We start from the raw sequence: 22,933 nt of genomic DNA, 5'->3' as shown, positions 1-22,933 counted from the left end.
CGTGCTGTACGTTCCCGCTTTTTTTCGGGAGGCTGAAACGCCTCTCAAAAAAAGAGCTCCGCTGCCATCACTCACGCAAAGCAATGTAACGAGTATTTATATCTTTAAATAAAGCAATTAATCTACTGAAATCCAGCTAATTGTTTCTATTCCATTTTGTTTCAAATAGTCGTTTGTTTTGCTAAAATGCTTATTTCCAAACCATTTTCCTTGATTCGCACTCATTGGCGATGGATGCCCTGATTCTAACACCAAATGTTTGTTTCGGTCTATTTTAAGTCCTTTTTTATGAGCAAAATTACCCCAAAGTAAAAACACCACATGCTCTTTTTCTTCTGAAATTTTCTGGATTACTGCATCGGTAAAAACATTCCATTTTAAATGTTTATGGCTATTTGGATTGTCTTCTCTTACAGTCAATGAAGCGTTCAAAAGCAAAACACCCTGCTTCGCCCAAGCTTCCAGATTTCCGGAAGTGGGCATAAAAATAGTCCCCAAATCATCACTCATTTCCCGAAAAATATTACGCAAAGAAGGCGGAATTCTAACACCGTCATTTACAGAAAAACATAAACCATTGGCTTCGCCTTTTCCATGATACGGATCTTGACCAATTATAACCACTTTTACATCTTTGAAACTGCAATAGTTAAAAGCAGCAAAAATCAAATCTTTTGGAGGATAGCAAGTATGAATTTTATATTCTTCTTCAACGGTTTCCATTAAATCCTGAAAATAAGGTTTCTGAATTTCGTTTGATAAAATGGATTGCCATTCCGGATTGAGATTGATTTGCATGTAATTTATTTTGCCGTAAAGTTCGCAAAGTTTTTCGCAAAGTCCGCTAAAAAATTAATGCATTTCACTTTGAATCTTTGTAACTTTGAAACTTTACAACTTAGCTTATAAAATGATATCCATCACCGAAAAAACTTTACAAGATTTACAATTCCCAACCGTTCTCGATACTATTTCGACGATTTGTAACACTGATATTGGAAAACAAAAAGCATTAGAAATCACTCCTTTTAAAGATAAGGAAACCTTGATGCAAGCATTAATGCAAACATCCGAATATGTTTCCTCTTTCCAGAATAACAATGCGATTCCCAATCATGGTTTTGATGCCATAACTCATGAGATTAAATTCTTGGCTATAGAAGACAGCTTTCTTGAAGTGGGCAGTTTTAGAAAAATCGCCACCATTTCATCAACTGCTAATTTCCTGTTGAATTTTCTGAAAAAATTTGAAGATTATTATCCTAATCTAAACATAAGGGCTTCAGAAGTCGAATTGACCAAAGAAATCATCACTATGGTCGATGAAGTAGTCGACAAATATGGCGAAATAAAAGACAATGCCTCACCTGATTTATTGGATATTCGCAGGAATATGAATGTAGTTCGCGGCAAAGTCAATCAAAGTTTTGGGACAGCGTTAACACAATACAATGCCTTAGGCTATTTAGATGACATTAAGGAGAGTTTCGTACAAAACAGACGCGTTTTAGCTGTACTTGCCATGTATCGTCGTAAAGTAAAAGGTTCAATTCTGGGCAGTTCCAAAACGGGAAGCATTGCATATATCGAACCTGAAACCACACTCAAATATTCCCGTGAGCTAAGCAATTTAGAATACGAGGAAAAAGAAGAAATCACCCGAATACTAAAGCAATTATCTAATAAGGTTCGTCCTTTTTTACAGTTGCTAATTCAATATCAGCATTTCTTAAGTGATATTGACGTAATTGCTGCCAAGGCAAAATATGCTAATAAAATCAATGGAATTTTACCGATAATTACCGAAGAACGTCGACTTTATTTTAGAGATGCCTACCATCCTATTTTGTATTTGAATAACAAACAAAAAAACGAAATTACGCATCCGCAAACTATTGAATTAAATCAGGAAAGTAGAATCATTGTGATTTCAGGTCCTAATGCCGGAGGAAAAACAATCTCATTGAAAACAGTTGGATTACTCCAATTGATGCTGCAATCCGGAATGTTAATTCCAGTACACGAGCGCAGTGAAACGTTTTTATTTGATCGCATATTAACGGATATTGGAGATAATCAATCTATTGAAAATCATCTAAGTACATATAGTTACCGATTAAAGAACATGAACTACTTTCTAAAGAAGTGCAATAAAAAAACTATGTTCCTGATTGATGAATTTGGTACCGGTTCTGACCCAGAATTAGGTGGTGCATTAGCCGAAATTTTTCTGGAAGAGTTCTATCATCGAGAAGCTTTCGGAATTATTACAACGCATTATTCGAATTTAAAAATTCTTGCTAATGAATTGCCCTGTGCAACCAATGCGAACATGCTTTTTGACGAAAAAACATTAGAACCTTTATACAAATTGGTTTTAGGACAAGCAGGAAGTTCTTTTACATTTGAAGTCGCTTTAAAAAACGGAATTCCATTTAGTTTAATAAATCGCGCGAAAAAGAAAATTGAAGTCGGAAAAGTACGTTTTGATAAAACGATTGCCACACTCCAAAAAGAGCGTTCGAAAATGGAAAAAACATCACAAACGCTCAAAGAAGAGGAAACAAAAGCGCGTGAAGAAGGCAAGAAAATGGAAACTATCAATGTAAAAATCAAACAAAAACTGGAAAGCTATCAGGAATTATATGACAGCAATCAGAAAACGATTTACATTGGTCAAAAAATTGAAGATATAGCCGAGAAATATTTTAATAACAAAAACAAAAAAGACCTAATTGGGGAATTTTTGAAAATTATTGAAATCGAAAACTCCAAACGTAAAAAAGCAACGCCTAAAGAGGCCAAAGCTATTATTGAAAAGAAAAAAGAAGTTATACAAGAAATCACAGTTCATGTAGAAGAAATTCGCCAGGAAAAGAAAGAAAAGAAACTAAAACCCGTAGTTGTAAAACCAAAAGCCATTCTTAAAGTAGGTGATCGTGTCCGTATGCTGGACGGAAAATCAGTAGGAAGCATTGATAAGATTGAGAAGAACAAAGCAGTCGTGAATTACGGTGTGTTTACTTCGAAAGTAAGTCTAGAGGAATTGGAATTTGTAGAAGCGGGTAAGAAGTAATTCGTTAGCCGTCGTAATACGTCTTTGCGAGGAACGAAGCAAACCCAATAGCCCGAGTAACTTTTGAAGTAATTTATAAAAATATAAACTAATAACATTGTAGAATATTGGAACGGACAAACTAAATGGGATGGCGCCCGTTCCTCACAATGACAAAACAAGAAAATGCTAAACCTTCCTAAAGACAAAAAAATAATCCTCTTTGACGGTGTTTGTAATCTCTGCGATTCAGCGGTACAGTTTATCATTAGACATGATACAAAAGATGTTTTTAGGTTTGTGGCGCTACAATCTGATTTAGGTCAGGAAATCATTAAATACATTGGGATTGATGCTAAAAAAATAGATAGTATAATCCTGTACCAGCCCGGAATTGCTTATTATTACAAATCGGAAGCTACATTAGAAATTGCTAAAAGTTTAGGTGGACTTTATTATTTTGGAACTTTATTTTCTATTTTGCCTACTTCATTTAATAATTACATTTACGATTATATTGCTAAAAATCGGTATAAATGGTATGGAAAAAAGGAAAGCTGCATGATTCCTACAAAGGAACTTCAAGCTAAGTTTTTAGAATAAAATTATTAATTATGATAATTATCATGCATTACTTTTAACAGTAATTCTATATTTGACCAACCTTAAAATTTGAATTATGAAAGACACATCACTTTTTTCTTGGGATAACGGTTCATTTATAATGATTGTCGTATTCGGTTTGGTGATAATAGGATTAGTTGCCGCTGTTTTAATTATGATGAATTCTGATAAAAAGAAATAATAGCACAAAAAAAGAGGATACCTTTATAGGACATCCTCTTGATGATATTAACGATATTCGAAAAGTATTAACTTCTGATTAATTTTCTGTATTTCAAACGTTTCGGAGTTAAATCACCACCCAAACGTTTCTTCTTATTTTCTTCATATTCAGAGAAACCACCTTCAAAATAATACACTTCAGAATTTCCTTCAAAAGCTAAAATGTGCGTACAAATTCTGTCTAAGAACCATCTGTCGTGAGAAATTACTACCGCACAACCTGCAAAATTTTCCAAACCTTCTTCTAATGCACGAAGCGTATTAATGTCCAAATCATTCGTAGGCTCATCCAATAAAAGAACATTTCCTTCTTCTTTCAAAGTCATAGCAAGATGCAAACGGTTGCGTTCACCTCCTGAAAGTGTGGATACTTTTTTGTTTTGATCGCTTCCTCCAAAATTAAATCGGCTTAAATAAGCTCTGGAATTTACCTGTCTTCCACCCATCATAATCAATTCCTGACCATCACAAAAGTTTTCCCAAATTGATTTATCAGGATTAATATTAGAATGCGCTTGATCGACATATGCAATTTTCACTGTTTCTCCTATGGCAAACTCCCCTGCATCAGGTTTTTCTTCACCCATAATCATTCTGAAAATTGTTGATTTACCAGCCCCGTTTGGCCCGATAATACCAACAATTCCAGCTTGAGGCAATGTAAAGTTCAAATTATCATACAGTAATTTATCTCCATAGGCTTTCGCAACACCTTTGGCTTCAATTACATTGGTTCCTAAACGAGGTCCGTTTGGAATATAGATTTCAAGATTTTCATCTAATGCTTTTTGATCTTCATTTAGCAATTTATCGTAATTCTGCAAACGTGCTTTTTGTTTTGTTTGACGACCTTTGGCTCCTTGACGAACCCAATCCAACTCCCGTTCTAAGTTTTTTCTACGCTTAGAAGCTACTTTTTCTTCTAATGCCATTCTACTTGATTTTTGATCTAACCAAGAAGAGTAGTTTCCTTTCCAAGGAATACCTTCTCCTCTATCTAACTCTAAAATCCAACCTGCAACATTATCCAAGAAGTATCTATCGTGAGTTACAGCGATAACTGTTCCAGCATATTGAGCTAAATGTTGTTCTAACCAAAGTACACTTTCAGCATCCAAGTGATTCGTAGGCTCATCCAAAAGCAAAACGTCAGGTTGTTGTAACAACAAACGACATAAAGCCACACGACGACGTTCACCACCAGAAAGATTTTTAATTGGAGTGTCAGCATCCGGAGTACGTAATGCATCCATAGCTATTTCTAATTTAGTATCGATTTCCCAAGCTCCAAGTGCATCAATTTTATCTTGTAATAACGCTTGTCGGTCCATCAATTTTTCCATTTTATCGGCATCTTCGTAAACCTCTGGGAGACCAAAGCTGTCGTTGATTTTATTGAATTCGTCTAATACGGCCATTGTTTCAGCAACTCCTTCTCTTACAATCTCAATAACCGTTTTACTATCATCTAAAATAGGCTCTTGTTCTAAATAACCAACCGTATAACCTGGTGCAAAAACTACATCGCCTTGGTAGTTTTTATCAACACCTGCAATAATTTTTAATAAAGAAGATTTTCCAGAACCATTTAAACCCAAAATACCAATTTTAGCTCCGTAAAAGAAACTCAAATAGATGTTTTTAAGTACTGGTTTATCTGCTCCTTGATACGTTTTACTCAATTTTGACATTGAGAATATTACTTTTTTATCGTCTGCCATTATTTTTAATTTAAAAATTTAAATTCAACATTAAAATTATTTTTATAATCTTCCTTTAAGTGAACTGAACACCCATGCATTAGCCAAAAAGCCAACACCTACTGCTGCAAATCCCCATCCGGAAACATCGCTATATCTGAAAGCTCCTAATCCTATTAAGAGTAATCCCATAAGAATCATTATTAGTGTAGCCCATCCTAAGACAGTGTTTTTATTCATTCCCATAATTGTGGTATTTATTTTAATCCCAATCCCGAAGTCTTGGAATTGGAGTGCAAATATCGGAAATTTTTACCCTTTAATTAAATATTTTATAAAGCATTTCTCTTAACAAATCGGATTGTGACAACGCATTTGCGCCAACACCTTTACTTTTTACATCAATATCTCTTAAAGCTCCAACTATTTGACTCACTTTTTTCATGGGATAATTCTTCAAAGCCACATCATATTCTTTCAAAAAAAAAGGATTTACGCCTAATACCGCTGCAACATTTTTAGGATTCTTGTCTTTTAACCCATGGTATTTTAGTAATTGGATAAAAAAACCAAACACCAAGCTCGTTGTCACTACCATAGGATTGTCTTTTGGATTTTGGGCAAAATTTTCGGCAATCGTATAAGCTTTTAGTTGGTTTCGTTCTCCAAGCGCTTTTCGCAATTCAAATACATTAAAATCTTTACTGAAACCTATATTTTCCTCAATATGCTTTGGAGTTATTGTACTTCCAACAGGCAAGATAATTTGTAGTTTTTCGAGTTCATTGTTTATTTTGCTCAAATCCGTTCCAAGAAATTCCACTAACATGGCATTTGCTTTAGGTTCAATCGAATATTTTTTTCCTGCTAAAACGCGTTTAATCCACTCGCCTACTTGGTTTTCGTATAATTTTTTACTTTCATAAACGACGCCATGCTTCGCTAATAGCTTTGTCAATTTTTTACGTTTATCCAACGTTTTATATTTGTAACAAAAAACCAAAACGGTTGAAGGCATTGGGTTTTCTGCATAACTTTCCAATTTATCAATCGTCCGAATCAAATCTTGTGCTTCTTTTACAATCACAACTTGGCGCTCTGCCATCATTGGATACCGTTTTGCTGTTGAAACAATATCTTCTATCGATACATCTCTTCCATATAAAACGGTTTGATTAAAGCCCTTTTCTTCTTCGGTTAATACCTTTTCTTCAATATAATCAGATAATTTGTCAATATAATATGGTTCTTCTCCCATCAAAAAATAGATGGGTTTGATGTTGCCGCTTTTTATATCATTTACAATTTTTACAACCTCGTCCATTTCTTTTTGTTTAAAGTTTGAAGTTTAAAGTTTGTTGCTTCGAATGAAACTTTAAACTTCAAACTTTAAACTTATTTAATACTTTTGCTTTATGCAAAAACTAAATTTTCAACTTTATAACTTTCGGTTCAAAAATAGCGAAAATAAAGTCTCCATTTTTGATGAAATAAGGAAAAAATTTATCATTCTTACTCCCGAAGAATGGGTTCGTCAACATGTAGTCCAGTTTTTATTGGAAGAAAAAAAATATCCAAAATCATTAATAAATGTAGAAAAAGTTCTTAAAGTCAATGGCTTGCGCAAAAGATACGACGTTGTTGTTTTCAATCCTGATGGTTCTATTTTCATTTTAATTGAATGCAAAGCCCCCGAAATAAAAATTGCACAGACGACTTTCGACCAAATTGCCCGTTATAATATGACGATGAAAGCCCAATTTTTGATGGTGACCAATGGATTGAATCATTACTTTTGTCAAATGGATTTTGAAAATGAAAAATATCAGTTTTTACCTGAATTACCAATGTATGAAATCCAATAATCAAATAATCTAAATGAAAATAGCTGTTGTCATACTCAATTGGAACGGAGTACAATTATTAGAACGATTTTTGCCTTCGGTACTGCAATATTCACCCGAAGCCACTATATATATAGCAGATAATGCATCAACTGATGATTCCATTTCATTTGTATTGGCTAATTTTCCTTCTATCAAAATTGTAAAAAACGACACTAATTTAGGTTTTGCCGGTGGTTATAATGAAGCATTGAAACATATTGATGCCGAGATTTATGCTTTGGTCAATTCCGATATTGAAGTTACTAAGAATTGGCTGCAGCCTATTCTTAAAACTTTCGAAAACGAACCGGAAACAGCTATTATCCAACCAAAAATATTAGATTTTAAGCGTAAAGAATATTTTGAATATGCTGGTGCTGCGGGAGGGTATATAGATGAATATGGTTATCCGTATTGTCGTGGGCGCATTTTTGATACTTTAGAAAAAGATAACGGACAATACAATGATAATTGTGAGATATTTTGGGCTTCTGGAGCTTGTTTTTTTATTCGAAGCTCCATTTATAAGGAATTAAAAGGTTTTGATGCCGATTTTTTTGCCCATCAGGAAGAAATTGATTTATGCTGGCGTGCAACCAATAAAGGATACAAAATAAAATACAATTCGGAATCTATTGTTTATCATGTTGGCGGAGCCACTTTGCAACAAGGAAATCCAAAAAAAACGTATTTGAATTTTAGAAATTCCTTATTAATGTTGACTAAAAATTTACCTAAAAATAAATTGTACTGGATTCTATTTTGCAGGATGATTCTGGATGGAATTGCCGGATTACAATTTCTTTCTAAAGGAAAACTCAATCATTTTTTAGCGATATTAAAGGCACATGGTTCATTTTATCTATTGTTTTTAAGTAATTTAAAAAAAAGAGATAAATTTCAATCGAAAAAATACTACAATACAAAAAGCATCGTTTGTTCCTATTACATCAACAATAGCAAGGTTTTTGCAAAATAATTTTAACATTAATTTATGTATAACTTCTAACATTTAAAAACTAAATTTACAAATCAAATCTTTAAAAAAAAATTATGAGAAAAATAGTAATTGCCTTATCAGTATTGGCTCTTTTAACTTCTTGTGTTTCTAAAAAGAAATACACTGACTTAGAAGCCAGAAACAAAGAAACCCAAGATTTATTGAATTCTGCTACCGTAAAATTAAATTCTTGCTTGGAAGAAAAAGCGGGACTTTCAGCTACTGTAGCCGGTTTAAAAGAACACAATCAAACACTGATTAATACGTCTAAAGACATGACTGTATTAACCACTAAAGGGGCTGAAAATATTGAGAAAGCTTTAGAATCTATCAAAGAAAAAGATTTGAAAATCAGCAGAATGCAAGATGCTTTAACTAAAAAAGACAGTGTTACTCTTGCTGTTGTAACTAGTTTAAAAAGTGCTGTTGGAATTTCTGACCCGGATATCGAAATAAATGTTGAAAAAGGAGTTGTATTTATCTCTATTGCAGACAAATTGTTATTTAAAACTGGAAGTTATGATGTAACAGACAGAGCAAAAGGAGTTTTAGCTAAAGTAGCTAAAGTTGTTAATGACAAACCTGATTTTGAATGCATGGTTGAAGGACATACTGATAATGTACCTTACAATGGTTCAGGAATTTTATTGGACAACTGGGATTTAAGTGTGAAACGTTCTACTTCTATAATCCGTGTATTGACGAATCAATTAGGTGTTAAACCAGAACAATTAATTGCAGCAGGAAGAAGTTCTTATGTTCCTTTAGTTGCTAATGATTCTGCTGAAAACAGAGCCCGTAACAGAAGAACTCGTATTGTTGTACTACCAAAAATCGATCAGTTCTACGATATGATTGAAAAAGAAATGAAAAAACAAAAACAATAAGAAAGCAGTCAGATTACAGAAATAAAAAAAACGTCTTGAGAAATCAAGACGTTTTTTTTATACAAATTTTCAAGAAGATGTTTAACATTCCTAATCTGAAATCTAAACACTCGTTTACAAAATATCTAAACTTCCTTTTCCTTCTCTCACTACAATAGGCTCATCACCTGATAAATCAATAATAGTAGAACCTATATTGTCTCCATAACCACCATCGATAACAACATCAACAAGGTTTTGCCATTTCTCGAAAATGAGCTCTGGATCTGTGGTATATTCTATTACATCATCATCATCATGAATCGAAGTGGAAACAATTGGATTACCTAATTGGCGTACAATTTCAAGTGCAATCGAATTATCAGGAACCCTAATACCAACTGTAGTTTTCTTTTTGAATTCTTTTGGTAAGTTATTATTTCCTGGTAAAATAAAGGTATAAGGTCCAGGCAAAGCTCTTTTTAATAATTTAAAAGTAGCGGTATCAATTTGCTTCACATAATCAGATATATTACTCAAATCATGGCAAATGAAAGAGAAATTAGCTTTATCTAGTTTAATTCCTTTTATCTTAGCGATACGTTCCAGTGCTTTGGTATTCGTAATATCGCAGCCCAATCCGTAAACGGTATCTGTTGGATAAATTACTAAACCGCCATCTTTAAGAACTTTAACTACTTTAGCAATTGCCGCTTCGTTAGGTTTGTCTGCGTATATTTTTATAAATTGAGCCATTTTTTTAATTTAAAGTTAAAATATTTAAGGTTTAAAGTTCTTCTGACAGACAACTTTAAACCTTAAACTTAAAACAAATTTTATCCTATAATATCCAGTTTTGCAAACCGCAATAACAATTTCTTTATTCCCCCCACTTCAAACTTGATTTCAGCTTTTTTATCAGCACCAACACCTTCCAAGTTGACTACTTGTCCTTTTCCAAAGCGCTCGTGCATAACCACATTTCCTGCAACCAGTTTATTATCAAATAAATTAGCACTCCCGGAAGCAGCTGCATTACTAGTAACTGGTTTCAATTTACGAATATTTATATCCGATTTGGGTTCGTTATCTGTAACCTGTTTTGGAGGCGTACTTCCTATTGGTTTTGCTAAACGCAATTTGGATTTATCTACATCACCAAAAATATCACTATCAATCATTGGTTTATAACGGTAATTATTTTCAGGAGGTGTCATATATTCTAAATACTGACTGTCTATTTCTTCAATAAAACGCGAAGGTTCACTATCCGTTAATTTTCCCCAACGGTAACGGGATTGTGCGTACGTCAAATAGGCTTGATGTTCTGCTCTTGTTAAAGCTACATAAAACAACCGACGTTCTTCTTCCAGTTCACTCCTGGTACTCATACTCATAGCACTCGGAAATAAATCCTCTTCCATTCCTACCACGAAAACATGAGGAAATTCCAATCCTTTGGCTAAGTGAATCGTCATCAATGCTACACGATCTTCATCACTGGTATCTTTATCTAAATCCGTCGCTAAGGCCACATCCTCCATAAACTCAGATAATGCACCTCTGGCGCCATCAACTTCTTTTTGACCCTCAGTAAAATCCTTGATACCGTTTAATAATTCCTCAATATTCTGGATTTTAGCCATTCCCTCTGGAGTCGCATCTTTCTTTAATTCTTGAACCAATCCCGTTTTTTTTGAAACGTGATCAGCAAGATAGAAAGCATCCTGGTTTTCATTTATGGCTTGAAAACTTTGAATCATAGTTACAAAATCAAGTAGTTTTTGTTTAGTTCCCGAATTCAGTTTCAAGTCGATTTTTTCAATATTCTGCATCACCTCAAATATCGAACGCTTGTAATGATTGGCGGCAATGGTTAACTTCTCGATAGTAGTATTCCCAATTCCACGAGCAGGATAATTGATTACTCGCACTAAGGCTTCTTCATCTTTTGGATTGATAACCAATCGTAAATAGCACAATACGTCCTTAACTTCTTTCCTTTGATAAAATGAAAGTCCGCCATAAATTCGGTATGGAATATCTCTTTTTCTCAATGCATCTTCCATCGCACGAGATTGTGCATTGGTACGATACAAAATAGCAAAAGCACCATTATTTAGCTGGTTTTGCATTTTTTGCTCCCAAATGGTACTGGCAACAAATCGGCCTTCTTCGTTATCGGTTAAACTGCGGTGTACTTTAATTTTTGGACCAAAATCATTGGCTGTCCAAACTATTTTATCAAGCTTGACTTTATTTTTATCGATGATGGTATTCGCCGCTTCTACAATATTTTTTGTCGAACGATAATTCTGTTCCAATCGAAAGGTTTTCACCCCTTCATAATCTTTCTGGAAATTCAGGATGTTATTGATATTGGCACCACGAAACGCATAGATACTTTGCGCATCATCACCAACTACACAGATATTCTGAAATTTATCAGACAACGCTCTAACAATCAAATATTGGGAATGATTAGTATCTTGGTACTCATCCACCAATATATAGCGGAAACGGTTTTGATATTTAGCCAAAACTTCCGGGAAACGAGTTAACAACTCATTAGTTTTCAATAGTAAATCATCAAAATCCATTGCTCCTGCTTTGAAACATCGATCTACATAATTTTGATAAATTTCCCCCATTCGAGGTTTTTTTGACATAGCATCGGCTTCTTGCAAATCAAGATCATTGAAATAGGCTTTAACCGTAATCAAACTATTTTTGAAATTGGAAATCCTGCTTAAAACCTGTTTTGGTTTGTATACATCTCTGTCCAATTGCATTTCCTTAATAATTCCAGAAATGGCACGAAGTGAATCTTGAGAATCATATATAGTAAAATTCGAAGGATAGCCTAAATGTTCCGCTTCTGAACGAAGAATTCGCGCAAAAACCGAGTGAAAGGTACCCATCCAAAGATTTTTAGCTTCGCCGGCACCCACAATATCAGAGATACGTTTTTTCATTTCTCGAGCTGCTTTGTTGGTAAAAGTCAAAGACAAAATACTGAACGCATCTACTCCCTGATTCATCAAATAAGCAATTCTTATGGTCAACACCCGCGTTTTACCAGAACCTGCTCCTGCAATAATTATCATAGGACCGTCTTTTTGTAAAACGGGTTCGCGTTGCGCTTCGTTAAGTTGATCGATATATTTATGCATGGAAATTTTTAAATTATATTATGCAAAAATAGCGATTTTGAATGAGGTTTTAAGTACCAAAAAACAACAATTGGCTAATTCATTTTGCTATTCATTTTAATAAGATATTCTTGTATTTATTATTTGAAAAACACATCGTAGGCAAATCGGATTAATGTTCCGATTACAACAACCAAAAAGAAAATCCGAATAAAACTATTCCCTTTGTTTATAGCTAGTTTTGCCCCAATCCATCCGCCAAAAGCATTACTGGCAGCCATTGGTATTGCTATTGCCCAAATAATTTTGCCTTTCAAAATAAAGAGACAAATGGAACCAAAGTTAGTCGACAAATTTACCATTTTAGCATTTGCGGAAGCGTGCAAAAAATCAAACCCCATAATAGCAATAAACGCCACTACTAAAAAACTACCTGTTCCAGGACCAATAAATCCATCATACAAACCCACTATAAAACTGATTGTAATAGCATTTAAGATTTGTGTCCTGGGAGAATGAGTCTTTTCAATATGTTGCCCAAAATTCTTCTTTGCGTAAGTATAAACCACTAAAAACGAAAGAACAACCAGCAATAATGGCTTCATGAAATCATTACTCACGTACGTCAATAATGTTGAGCCTAAAAATGCCGAAGGAAAAGCTAACAGCATCATAATCCCAAGCAATTTCCAGTTCATATCTACCTTTTTAAGATATTGATAAGCCGCAAAAGAGGTACCGCTAAATGCAGGAACTTTTAAGGTTCCAATAACTGTTGAAACTGGCAAATTAGGCAATAATATCAACCCCATAGGTGTTTGTATCAGTCCGCCGCCACCTACAATAGCATCTATAAATCCTGCGGCAAAAGCGACTAAACAAAGTAAAACTAACACGTACGTTTCCATTCTAATAATCGAGATTAAATATTCGGGTATAAATGGTAAAAATACTATTCGAATTGATTTATTGCTAATAAAATCAAGTTGATTTATAATCAAAAAAGTATATTTTTGCTTTAATAAATCTTAAAATCAAAATGGAATCAATACCAATCATAGAATTACTAAGTTATACTTTACCGGCAGTTGTTACAGGGGTTGTGGCCTATTATTTTTTTGATCTTCATACCAAAAACGAGGAAGGAAGACGCCGTTATTTATTAAACAAAGAAGCACAAAAAAACGCTTTACCCTTACGTTTACAAGCTTTTGAGCGCATGACGCTGTACATGGAACGCATCAATCCTACAAAATTATTGATTCGAATTGCTCCTCTTTCACAAGATAAAAATGATTATGAAAATCTTATAATTACACAAATCGAACAGGAATTTGAGCATAATTTGACACAACAAATTTATATGTCTGATGAATGTTGGACCATTATTGTGACAGCTAAAAATGCTACCATTCAAATGATTCGTAAGGCAAATATGAGCGACCGTGTGGATAGCGCTGATAAATTGCGTGAAGTGCTTTTGAATGATTTAATGGAAAAACAATCTCCAAGTAATGCGGCTTTGGCTTACATTAAAAACGAAGTAGGACAATTGTGGTAGGAATACCATTTCTTACATGGACTTATATTTCTTATATGGTTATAAATACTAATCAAATAAAGAATATAAGTCCATGTAAGTTAAAAAAATCTATGTTTAATTGATATAAACCGTTATTCTTTTAATAATCGATTCAATTGAAATTGCTCGGTTTCATTTAAACTAGGTAGAATTCTTTCAAAAGAAACTCTCATTGTCGCATTCTTCAATAATCTTCTAATGTTATCTCTTCCAAATTTCGAAAATTGCCACATGTGATATGTTGTCGCTTTTATCAAATTTTTCAATACTTCATCATTGATTATGTTAAAAGCAAGTAGTTTCTCTAAAGCATCTTGACGAATGGTTGCTTCATAATTAGACGATGAATAATTAATTAATTCATCTATCAATTGTTTTTTATTTATTGAATAATTGGGTGTTGACAATGCTAACGACAACCATAATGTTCGCAGGTTATAATCACTAAAACCAATCCATTCTTTTGATTTATCTAAATATCGAGTGCGTTGTTCCGGAAAATTATTCCATAAATTATATAATGCTATTTCTTGTGTTTGATAGGATTTATCATCCAGTAAAGTTTCATATTGCAATCTAAACCTTTCCGGAATTTCATTTAGTGATGCTGCAACCGCTTGACGTACTTTTATGTTTTTAGTTTCCAAAGCTAAACTTAAAAGAGTCACTTTATCTTCAAATTTTTCTAGTTTCAATTGATTGACTATTGCTTCTTTAACCGTAAAAAAAACATCAGATTGTAGTATTTTAGCGAAAAAAACTTCTTTCTCCGACAAGGATTTATTTTTTAATTTTTCTACTTCAAACAATACCTGAATTGATTTATTTTTATTCAATAAAATATTAGCCTGTTGTGTATTAAAACTAGTTGTTTCAAGCCATACTTTACTAAATTTATTCAAATCATAATGTGACACTTTCTTGATTTCAGTAAAGAAGTCTTGCGTATTTACGGTCTGAAACGAATGGTTTTTCAAATAGCATTTTACTGCTTTTTTAAAAGCTTTATCGCCTATTGCTTCGTGTAAAACATGCAATGCCCAAGCGCCTTTTTGATAGAAAGTCAACGAACTGGCTTTTGCGTTCAAAACTGGAATTGTATCGGTTCTGGAAGCAAACTTTAATTGTTGCGCTGATTCATATAATTTGGAATAAAAATAATCTTCGCCGTAAATTTCCTTTTCAGCCAATAAAGCATAATAGGTTGCAAAACCTTCCTGAAGCCAATGGTGCTTGCTACTTTCGGCAGTGACTAAATTACCAAACCATTGATGTGCTAATTCATGTGCATTGACATTCGTATAGCTTCGGTCTTCAAAACCTGTTGAATCAACCACATATCGCGTGGAGAATAAAGTTGCCGAAGTATTTTCCATTCCGGCATACAAAAAATCACGAACAGGAGCTTGTTTATAAATTCCCCAAGGATACTTCACTCCTATTTCCTTTTCTAAAAAATCAAATAATTGCTTTGAATAACGATACGTTGGCTCAAATTTAAATTTGTCTTTGGACTCATAGTACATTTCTAAAGGAATTCCAGATTTTGATTTTTGCATTTGTTTTTCAAATTTCCCTATTGCAAGCATCAGTAAATAAGAACTCATCGGTTTTTGCATGTTGAATCTCCAATATGTCATCGAATTGTTATTCACTTTGCTTTTTAAGATTCCGTTAGAAATCACTTGGTATTTGGAATCAACAACGACTTCTAAACTAAAAATTACTTTCTCATTCACATCATCAAAACTTGGTAACCAATTACTGGTATTTTTTCCTTGTCCCTGTGTCCAAATTTGCACATTATCATTCTCTTCAGAACCTACAAAATACAAGGTTTGCTTTGGTTTGGCAACATAATTAAAACTAATATTATTTGTTCCTTTTTTGAAAGCTGACATCAGTAAAATTTGCTTTCCATTAGTAGTAAATTGAATTTCTTTTTGATTCAATTCTACATCTGAAAAATCCATATTTTGCGCGTCAATTTTTATGGTATCTACTGGTTTTAAAACATCAAACCAATAACTAATTGTTCCGCTTACCGATTTATCTTTAGCATTAATTGTTATTTGTCCTTGAACAATTTTAAAATCTACCGACTGGGTTTGCTGGGCGAATGTTATGGCAGATAGTAGGAAGAAAAGGTATTTCATTGATTACAAAGGTTAAAACTGAGATTTCCAAAGTTACAAAGGTTTGCCAAACTAATAGTACAAATTTTGTAAGTTTACCCCCAGAAAACCTCAAGAAAATCCCATTGAAAAAGAAAGCCCTATTTAATTGGAGCAGCGGAAAAGATTCTGCGCTTGCCTTATACAAAACATTCCAAAATTCAGAATTCGAAATTACATGTTTGCTTACCAGCGTAAACCAGCAGTTCCAACGTATTTCCATGCATGGTGTTCGGGTGGAATTATTGGAACAACAAGCCAAAAGTATTGGATTACCACTTGAAATCATGCAAATTCCTGAAATGCCCACAATGGAAGTCTATGAAAAAGTCATGCAGGAAACATTGGCAAAACTAAAAGACCAAGGCGTTACACATTCTATTTTTGGAGATATATTTCTGGAAGATTTACGCAAATACCGAGAAGATAAATTAGCTGAAATAGGTTTCGAAGGCGTTTTCCCGCTTTGGAAAATCCCAACACTGGATTTAATTCAGGAATTTATAAGTTTAGGATTCAAAACGATTGTCGTTTGTGTAAACGAACGCTTTTTAGACAAAAGCTTTGTGGGTCGTGTTATCGATCAGGATTTTATCAACGATTTACCAGAAAACGTAGATGTTTGTGGTGAAAATGGCGAGTTTCATACGTTCACTTTTGACGGACCAATTTTTTCAAAACCCATAAATTTTGAAATTGGCGAAGTTGTGTACAGAAAATACGAAAAGCCAAAAGAACAAGATTCCATTAATACCGCTTGCGACACGAGTGCTTCCGATGCGTTTGATTTCGGGTTTTGGTACTGTGATTTAGTCACTAAATAATTCTAAATAAAAAACTCCGAAGTCATGAGATAACGGAGTTTTTTATTGAGAATTATAAAGAAGTTTTTAATCCAATTTTGGTAAAGAAAAACTATCAAAAACACTTTTTTCTTTCATAAGCGCTTCAATTTCATTTGATTTCCTTGGTGCTTCTCCAGATAAATTAACAGGACCATTAGCTGTAATTAAAATATCGTCTTCGATTCGCACGGCGATTCCCCACCATTTTTTATCGCAATCGCTTCCGTTAGGGATATAAATTCCGGGTTCTACTGTGAGTACCATATTTTCTTCAAAATTATTATACAAACCTGGATCATGCACATCTAATCCAATATGATGGGAAGTTCCATGCGGGAAATACTTTCTAGATTCATCTGCTGTTTTAATAATTCCTAATTTAACTAAACCATCACTGATTATTTTACGTGCCGCCACATCTGGAGCACTGATGCTGTTTCCAATTTTTGCAGTGGCAATTCCTGCTTCTTGAGCATCATAGACTAAATCATAAATTAGTTTTTGCTCGGTAGAGAATTTTCCGTTCGCAGGAATAGTTCGGGTAACATCCGCACTGTATCCGTGATATTCAGCTCCCAAATCCATTAGAACTAAATCATTTTCCACTTTCATTTTGCTGTTTTCAATATAATGCAATACACAACCATTATTTCCGGCTCCCACGATTGATGGATAGCCTTCAAACTCACTACCATACTTTTTATACACAAATTCATGTACACCTTGTATTTCACTTTCAGACATTCCCGGATGCATCGCTTTCATAATTTCACGTTGTCCCATTGCCGAAATTCGTACTGCTTTGGTGAGCAAAACCATTTCTTCTTTGGATTTTTTCTCACGCAAACTCGCCATGAAAGTTGTAATCGATTTGGTATCGGTATTCGCTTTTTTTGCAGTAATACTTTTTTTAGTATTAATTTCATTTTGCAAATTAGAATCGGCTTGTTTTTCTGTTTTTACATCATATCCAATTTGAGTTTTAAAAGCTTCAATCAATTTGTATAAATCGGCTTTATCCCGTTTTGAATTTCGACTATCATTTTCAAATTCCTTAAATAGCACATTGTTAAAACCCATATAATCAATCCCAGAGCTGAGAAACTCTTTCCCGTTTAGCGCTACCTCAAAACCTAAATCTTTTTTAGCCCCTTCAGTTCCTAAACGTATTCCGGTCCACTGCTCCGCTTTTGGATTTTTTTCCTGAACGTAAAGCATTTCATTATAGGTTTTTCCGTCTTTATCCGTTTGATTATTTGAAAAAACTACTAAAACACAATTCGGTTCTTTGTATCCGGTTAAGTAATAAAAATCAGGATCTTGATGGTACACATAATCAACGTCATTAGCTCGGTTTCGAACAGGATTTCCAAAAAATACAGCCACACTATTATTTGGCATTTTTTTACGCAAAGCTTCTCTTCGTTCTTTGTGAAATTGAGCCGATAAATAATCGTTTGGAGTTCCATTTTGAGCAATTGAAGTACAGACAAAAAGTACTGTAAGAATAAAAGAAAGTCTAAAAGTCATCTGTTTATAAGTTAGGTTTTAAATGCTACAGCTACGTTTCTGTATTGTTAATTAGGAGTAAATATAAATAATTTTGTGTTTATTATATAACTTTTTCATTCAGAATTGTTTGTTATTTTAGTCTGAAAATAGAAAAAGAGCACACAAAAGTTAAAAAACTTCGAGTACTCTTTTCAGAAGTGCCACATAATCCTAGAATTAACCCTAACCAAATCTTATGAAAAATGTTGTAACCTGCACTTATAATTTACTTTTTGTATTCTAATCCGGGTCCATCACAGCTTTTCCAAGTATTTGACAAGTTGTTATTATCCGTAAAATAAAGTATCTCTTTTTGATTTCCGTAACAGTTTCCTATAATCTCGCTATCATTGGGATAAGTCAATTCTAAATACATTCCGTCTTGATTAATTGTAGCGACGTAAGTCCCAGAAATGGTTGTTTTAATCCCATTTCTTTCTCTGGATTTTGTGAATGTTCCATTAGTGTTGAACAAATAAAATTCTTGCCAATCCATTGCTGCACCCGTCGTTTCAGAATTAGGAATAGAACCGGACATTTTTACCAAAGTCCATTTTCCATAATAACCCATACTATCCGTTACTAAGGTATCCTTTGAACAGGAATTAAAAATAGAAAGGAAAGCAATAAGAATTATAGCTTGTTTCATACATCCGTTTTTACAACTATTAGTTAGATAACAATAACTATAAAAGGTTGCGTCAAATTATAATTTTTTCTTCTAAAGTCAAAAAGGTTTTAAATTGGTATCATTTATTGGCTCATTGTTACGTATAAATGAATAGCCGCAGATTCACTGATTTTAAAAATCTGCGAATCTGCGGCTTATTTTTTTGTCGTAAAGCGCTTTGTTTATCTTTCCGAAAACATTTTCAACAACTGCGTCACGGTGTTCCAGTTCCTGATAGTTGCAGTAACATTCAGTTTTTTCTCAATGTATTTTTGATCAAATCGAGTTTTTCCGGCTCCAACAGCGTATTTAATAAATATTCTGCTGCCATCAATACTAGCTTCATCCGGCTTGAATTGACTAATTTTCAAATCATTGATACTAGTGCTTTGCAACGCTGTAGAAATAAACGCCACATATAATTTTTTAATATCAATGTCTTTTTCTTTCAAAAAAGGATTGTTCTTGAAACACGCTTCTAAATCCGAGGAATCAATAACCACAACAGGCACTTCATGACCAAAAACTTTGAAAATTTCCTGCTTGATTTGAAAACCAACTTTCGCAGGACTTTCTTCTTCCGTGTCCACAAAAACATTTCCAGACTGTATGTAAGTTTGCACATTTTGAAAACCAATGGCTTCCAAAGTCGTTTTCAACGCCTCCATTTTTATCATGTTATGACCGGAAACATTGATTCCGCGAAGCAATGCGAGATGAGTTGTCATTTTTTAAGCTTTTTATTTTTGCAAAGATATTGTGTTTAGAGGGAATTTAAAACTTTAGTTTAGTATCTCATTATTTTCTTACAAACTATTAATTTTAAATAAATAAATAAACATTAGAACATTGATAAACAAATTAGATTTGAGGATTAGACGACTGTGATTATTATTCTTTTTTCACAAACCCTTTTTCCTTTAGATCACTATAAACTTTTTCTCCAATTTCTTTTCCCCAAGTTTGTCCAACTTGCATTGATTCTTTTACAACTAACGGCATTGTAGATATTACTTTCTTTCCTAAAGAGGACTGATAAAATTCAGTTAATTGTTTTATTTCCGATTCAGTGTAATATTTGTCATAAATTGGAATAATCAAATTTATTAGAGTATCAGAATTCATTTCTTTTAAAAAATCATCCCAAAATTCAACAGGTACATTAGGATAACTTTTTTTAAAGCTATTAATCATATTCTGTCCAACTTGGACTCCTAATTTTCCAGAACCAGTTAATTCAAGAAGGTTTTTAATATTATCTGTTTTTGATAAAGATTGTGAAAATCCGGTTGTGAGAAACCCACATAAAAATAGTGTAATTGAAAATCGTTTCATTTAATTATTATATTTATAATTAGAATTTCAAATATACAATTTTTCCTACTCCGTTTCTAAACAATCCCATTTCCAAATTTCCAAACAAAAAACTATCTTCGCAGGATGCAGCAAAACCTCCTACTCACTCCCATCGAATACCTCAAAGGCGTTGGTCCCAATCGGGGCGAATTGCTGCGTAAGGAATTGGGAATATATAAGTACGTGGATTTGGTTAATTTTTTTCCAAACAGATATATTGACAGAACGCGGTATTACAAGATTAACGAACTGCAAAATAATATTGCCGAGGTTCAGATTATTGGTAAAATTATCAACATCAAAACCGTTGAATTTGGTAGAAACCAAAAACGACTAGTCGCTACTTTTGTTGATGATACAGGGCAAATGGAACTGGTTTGGTTTCAAGGTCACAAATGGATTCGGGAGAGTTTAAAGCTCAATGAAATCTGTGTGATTTTTGGGAAATGCACCTCTTTTGGGAATGCCTTCAATATGGCGCATCCTGAAATTGAGTTGATGAGCGAACACGAGCAAAGTTTGCGTTCAGCGATGCAACCCGTTTATCCTTCGACAGAAACCTTGACCAATCGCGGGATTTCAAACCGGGTGATTAATAAACTAATGCAGCAATTGTTTATGGAAACACAAGCGTTGTTCACAGAAACTTTACCAGATTATTTAATCAACGAATTGAAATTAATTCCTAAAAAAGCTGCTTTATTCAATATTCATTTTCCAAAAAGCGCTGACGTTTTGGCCAAAGCCAAATTCCGATTAATCTTCGAGGAATTGTTCTTTATTCAGTTGCAATTAATAACAAAAAACCTGATTCGGAAGCATAAAATAAAAGGACATCCGTTTGCGACTGTAGGTGAATATTTCAATGATTTTTATCAGCATCATTTGCCTTTTCAATTGACAAATGCCCAAAAAAGAGTTATCAAAGAAATACGAACGGATATGGGCAGCAACGCTCAAATGAACCGTTTGCTGCAAGGTGACGTAGGTTCCGGAAAAACAATTGTGGCTTTTATGAGCATGCTTTTGGCACTTGATAATGGTTTCCAAGCTTGTTTGATGGCACCCACGGAAATCCTCGCCAACCAGCATTTTATTGGTTTATCCGAATTAGCTGAAACTTTAAATATCAATATCCGAATATTAACGGGTTCAACCAAAATAGCACAGCGAAGAATTATCCATGAAGAACTGGAAAACGGCACGTTACATATTCTCATCGGAACACATGCTTTACTGGAAGATAAAGTGAAATTTAATAATTTAGGACTTGCCGTGATTGATGAGCAACACCGTTTTGGTGTAGAACAACGCTCTAAATTGTGGAAGAAAAATGTGATTCCGCCACACGTTTTGGTAATGACCGCCACACCTATTCCCAGAACTTTAGCGATGAGTTTGTATGGCGATTTAGATATTTCAGTAATTGATGAATTACCTCCGGGACGAAAACCCATTCAAACCGTTCACCGTTTTGACAGCAACCGATTGAAGGTTTGGAAATTCCTACGGGACGAAATCGCTTTGGGTCGCCAAATCTATATTGTTTATCCGTTAATTCAGGAATCCGAGAAAATGGATTTCAAAGATTTAATGGACGGTTACGAAAGTATTTCCAGAGATTTTCCATTACCGCAATATTCTATTTCAATCTTGCACGGAAAAATGAAACCGGCGGATAAAGATGCGGAAATGAAGCGCTTTTCGGAAGGAAAAACCAATATTATGGTCGCTACAACCGTTATTGAAGTCGGCGTGAATGTTCCTAACGCCAGTGTGATGATTATCGAAAGTGCGGAACGTTTTGGATTATCACAACTACACCAGCTTCGGGGTCGCGTAGGTCGTGGCGCCGAGCAAAGTTATTGCATCCTGATGACAAGCCATAAATTGAGTTCCGACAGTAAAACCCGAATGGAAACGATGGTGCAAACCAATGATGGTTTCGAAATTGCTGAAGTAGATCTGAAGCTTCGCGGTCCCGGCGATTTAATGGGAACCCAACAAAGTGGCGTCCTCAACCTTCAAATTGCCGATTTAGTAAGAGACAGAGATACCTTGGCATTAGCCAGAAATTATGCTTTAAAACTACTCAAGGAAGATGCGGGAATGCAAAAACCGGAACATGCCGCTTTAAGAGCTGTTTTCATAGAAATGACCAAAAAGAAAACCATTTGGAATTATATTAGTTAAATCAATATTAGGGCATACATTTTTTAAATGTTTAAAACCATCATTAATTCCTCCCCA

At 34.0% G+C, this 22,933-nt stretch carries 21 protein-coding genes; 9 read left to right on the top strand and 12 right to left on the bottom strand.

The genetic code is table 11. The features are described 5' to 3' along the window. Positions 1 to 117: 117 nt before the first annotated feature. Positions 118 to 798 carry a uracil-DNA glycosylase gene (ung, locus tag ACM55H_RS11190; RefSeq protein ID WP_416836568.1) on the bottom strand — a complete coding sequence of 227 codons (681 nt, stop codon included), beginning with the start codon at positions 796 to 798 and terminating at the stop codon, positions 118 to 120. A 112-nt stretch (positions 799 to 910) separates the two neighbouring features. On the opposite strand from ung, the gene ACM55H_RS11185 reads away from it, so the two are divergent. The 3 genes from ACM55H_RS11185 to ACM55H_RS11175 all read left to right on the top strand — a co-directional run bounded on the left by ACM55H_RS11185 (position 911) and on the right by ACM55H_RS11175 (position 3,860). Further along, the gene (locus tag ACM55H_RS11185; protein ID WP_416836567.1) at positions 911 to 3,076 is read left to right on the top strand and encodes an endonuclease MutS2; all 2,166 of its coding nucleotides are present in this window, start codon (positions 911 to 913) and stop codon (positions 3,074 to 3,076) included. Positions 3,077 to 3,241: 165 nt separating this feature from the next. Next, entirely contained in the window at positions 3,242 to 3,658 is a 417-nt protein-coding gene (locus tag ACM55H_RS11180; RefSeq protein WP_416836566.1) for a thiol-disulfide oxidoreductase DCC family protein, read from the top strand. 76 nt (positions 3,659 to 3,734) lie between these two features. Further along, on the top strand, positions 3,735 to 3,860 hold the full coding sequence (locus ACM55H_RS11175; RefSeq protein WP_291247331.1) for a hypothetical protein: 126 nt from the start codon (positions 3,735 to 3,737) through the stop codon (positions 3,858 to 3,860). A 67-nt stretch (positions 3,861 to 3,927) separates the two neighbouring features. On the opposite strand, the gene ettA is transcribed toward ACM55H_RS11175, so the two are convergent. The 3 genes from ettA to holA all read right to left on the bottom strand — a co-directional run bounded on the left by ettA (position 3,928) and on the right by holA (position 6,925). Further along, positions 3,928 to 5,622 (bottom strand): energy-dependent translational throttle protein EttA, encoded by a 1,695-nt coding sequence (ettA, locus tag ACM55H_RS11170; protein ID WP_039108176.1) that lies wholly within the window; start codon positions 5,620 to 5,622, stop codon positions 3,928 to 3,930. A gap of 42 nt (positions 5,623 to 5,664) precedes the next feature. Continuing rightward, a complete protein-coding gene (locus tag ACM55H_RS11165) occupies positions 5,665 to 5,847 on the bottom strand; it encodes a CAL67264 family membrane protein (protein WP_039108177.1) in 183 nt (60 codons plus the stop codon). A gap of 73 nt (positions 5,848 to 5,920) precedes the next feature. Continuing rightward, complete coding sequence (holA, locus tag ACM55H_RS11160; protein WP_416836565.1) at positions 5,921 to 6,925, bottom strand: DNA polymerase III subunit delta; 1,005 nt, start codon at positions 6,923 to 6,925, stop codon at positions 5,921 to 5,923. A 91-nt stretch (positions 6,926 to 7,016) separates the two neighbouring features. Here holA and ACM55H_RS11155 point away from each other — a divergent pair, with 91 nt between their 5' ends. From ACM55H_RS11155 to ACM55H_RS11145, 3 genes are all read left to right on the top strand, one after another. Continuing rightward, positions 7,017 to 7,466 (top strand): type I restriction enzyme HsdR N-terminal domain-containing protein, encoded by a 450-nt coding sequence (locus ACM55H_RS11155; protein WP_416836564.1) that lies wholly within the window; start codon positions 7,017 to 7,019, stop codon positions 7,464 to 7,466. A 13-nt stretch (positions 7,467 to 7,479) separates the two neighbouring features. Continuing rightward, the gene (locus ACM55H_RS11150) at positions 7,480 to 8,466 is read left to right on the top strand and encodes a glycosyltransferase family 2 protein (protein WP_416836563.1); all 987 of its coding nucleotides are present in this window, start codon (positions 7,480 to 7,482) and stop codon (positions 8,464 to 8,466) included. A 74-nt stretch (positions 8,467 to 8,540) separates the two neighbouring features. Continuing rightward, entirely contained in the window at positions 8,541 to 9,374 is an 834-nt protein-coding gene (locus tag ACM55H_RS11145; RefSeq protein ID WP_416836562.1) for an OmpA/MotB family protein, read from the top strand. Positions 9,375 to 9,488: 114 nt separating this feature from the next. Here the strand turns inward: ACM55H_RS11145 and ACM55H_RS11140 are convergent, their stop codons facing one another. From ACM55H_RS11140 to ACM55H_RS11130, 3 genes are all read right to left on the bottom strand, one after another. Continuing rightward, positions 9,489 to 10,109 (bottom strand): L-threonylcarbamoyladenylate synthase, encoded by a 621-nt coding sequence (locus ACM55H_RS11140; RefSeq protein WP_416836561.1) that lies wholly within the window; start codon positions 10,107 to 10,109, stop codon positions 9,489 to 9,491. 80 nt (positions 10,110 to 10,189) lie between these two features. Further along, positions 10,190 to 12,526, bottom strand: coding sequence for an ATP-dependent helicase (locus tag ACM55H_RS11135; protein WP_416836560.1), 2,337 nt, complete (start codon positions 12,524 to 12,526; stop codon positions 10,190 to 10,192). 119 nt (positions 12,527 to 12,645) lie between these two features. Further along, positions 12,646 to 13,413, bottom strand: coding sequence for a sulfite exporter TauE/SafE family protein (locus ACM55H_RS11130; RefSeq protein ID WP_416836559.1), 768 nt, complete (start codon positions 13,411 to 13,413; stop codon positions 12,646 to 12,648). A 131-nt stretch (positions 13,414 to 13,544) separates the two neighbouring features. Between ACM55H_RS11130 and ACM55H_RS11125 the strand changes: the two genes are divergently transcribed. Next, complete coding sequence (locus tag ACM55H_RS11125; protein WP_416836558.1) at positions 13,545 to 14,066, top strand: DUF7935 family protein; 522 nt, start codon at positions 13,545 to 13,547, stop codon at positions 14,064 to 14,066. A gap of 113 nt (positions 14,067 to 14,179) precedes the next feature. On the opposite strand, the gene ACM55H_RS11120 is transcribed toward ACM55H_RS11125, so the two are convergent. Further along, a complete protein-coding gene (locus ACM55H_RS11120) occupies positions 14,180 to 16,243 on the bottom strand; it encodes a M1 family metallopeptidase (protein ID WP_416836557.1) in 2,064 nt (687 codons plus the stop codon). A 104-nt stretch (positions 16,244 to 16,347) separates the two neighbouring features. On the opposite strand from ACM55H_RS11120, the gene ACM55H_RS11115 reads away from it, so the two are divergent. Further along, a complete protein-coding gene (locus tag ACM55H_RS11115; protein ID WP_416836555.1) occupies positions 16,348 to 17,085 on the top strand; it encodes a Dph6-related ATP pyrophosphatase in 738 nt (245 codons plus the stop codon). Between the two features lie 66 nt (positions 17,086 to 17,151). On the opposite strand, the gene ACM55H_RS11110 is transcribed toward ACM55H_RS11115, so the two are convergent. From ACM55H_RS11110 to ACM55H_RS11095, 4 genes are all read right to left on the bottom strand, one after another. Further along, complete coding sequence (locus tag ACM55H_RS11110; protein WP_416836554.1) at positions 17,152 to 18,636, bottom strand: aminopeptidase P N-terminal domain-containing protein; 1,485 nt, start codon at positions 18,634 to 18,636, stop codon at positions 17,152 to 17,154. A 247-nt stretch (positions 18,637 to 18,883) separates the two neighbouring features. Continuing rightward, entirely contained in the window at positions 18,884 to 19,306 is a 423-nt protein-coding gene (locus ACM55H_RS11105; protein ID WP_416836553.1) for a hypothetical protein, read from the bottom strand. A gap of 203 nt (positions 19,307 to 19,509) precedes the next feature. Further along, positions 19,510 to 20,055, bottom strand: a complete 546-nt coding sequence (locus tag ACM55H_RS11100) for a DUF1697 domain-containing protein (RefSeq protein ID WP_416836552.1) — start codon at positions 20,053 to 20,055, stop codon at positions 19,510 to 19,512. Between the two features lie 163 nt (positions 20,056 to 20,218). Beyond that, positions 20,219 to 20,662 (bottom strand): DUF2059 domain-containing protein, encoded by a 444-nt coding sequence (locus ACM55H_RS11095; protein WP_416836551.1) that lies wholly within the window; start codon positions 20,660 to 20,662, stop codon positions 20,219 to 20,221. 105 nt (positions 20,663 to 20,767) lie between these two features. Here ACM55H_RS11095 and recG point away from each other — a divergent pair, with 105 nt between their 5' ends. Further along, entirely contained in the window at positions 20,768 to 22,876 is a 2,109-nt protein-coding gene (gene recG, locus ACM55H_RS11090; protein ID WP_416836550.1) for an ATP-dependent DNA helicase RecG, read from the top strand. The last annotated feature ends 57 nt before the right edge of the window (positions 22,877 to 22,933 follow it).

The organism is Flavobacterium cryoconiti, from assembly GCF_048158645.1.
In the GTDB taxonomy this organism is placed as follows: Bacteria; Bacteroidota; Bacteroidia; order Flavobacteriales; family Flavobacteriaceae; genus Flavobacterium; species Flavobacterium cryoconiti.
This window is presented reverse-complemented; position numbering and strand designations above follow the sequence as displayed.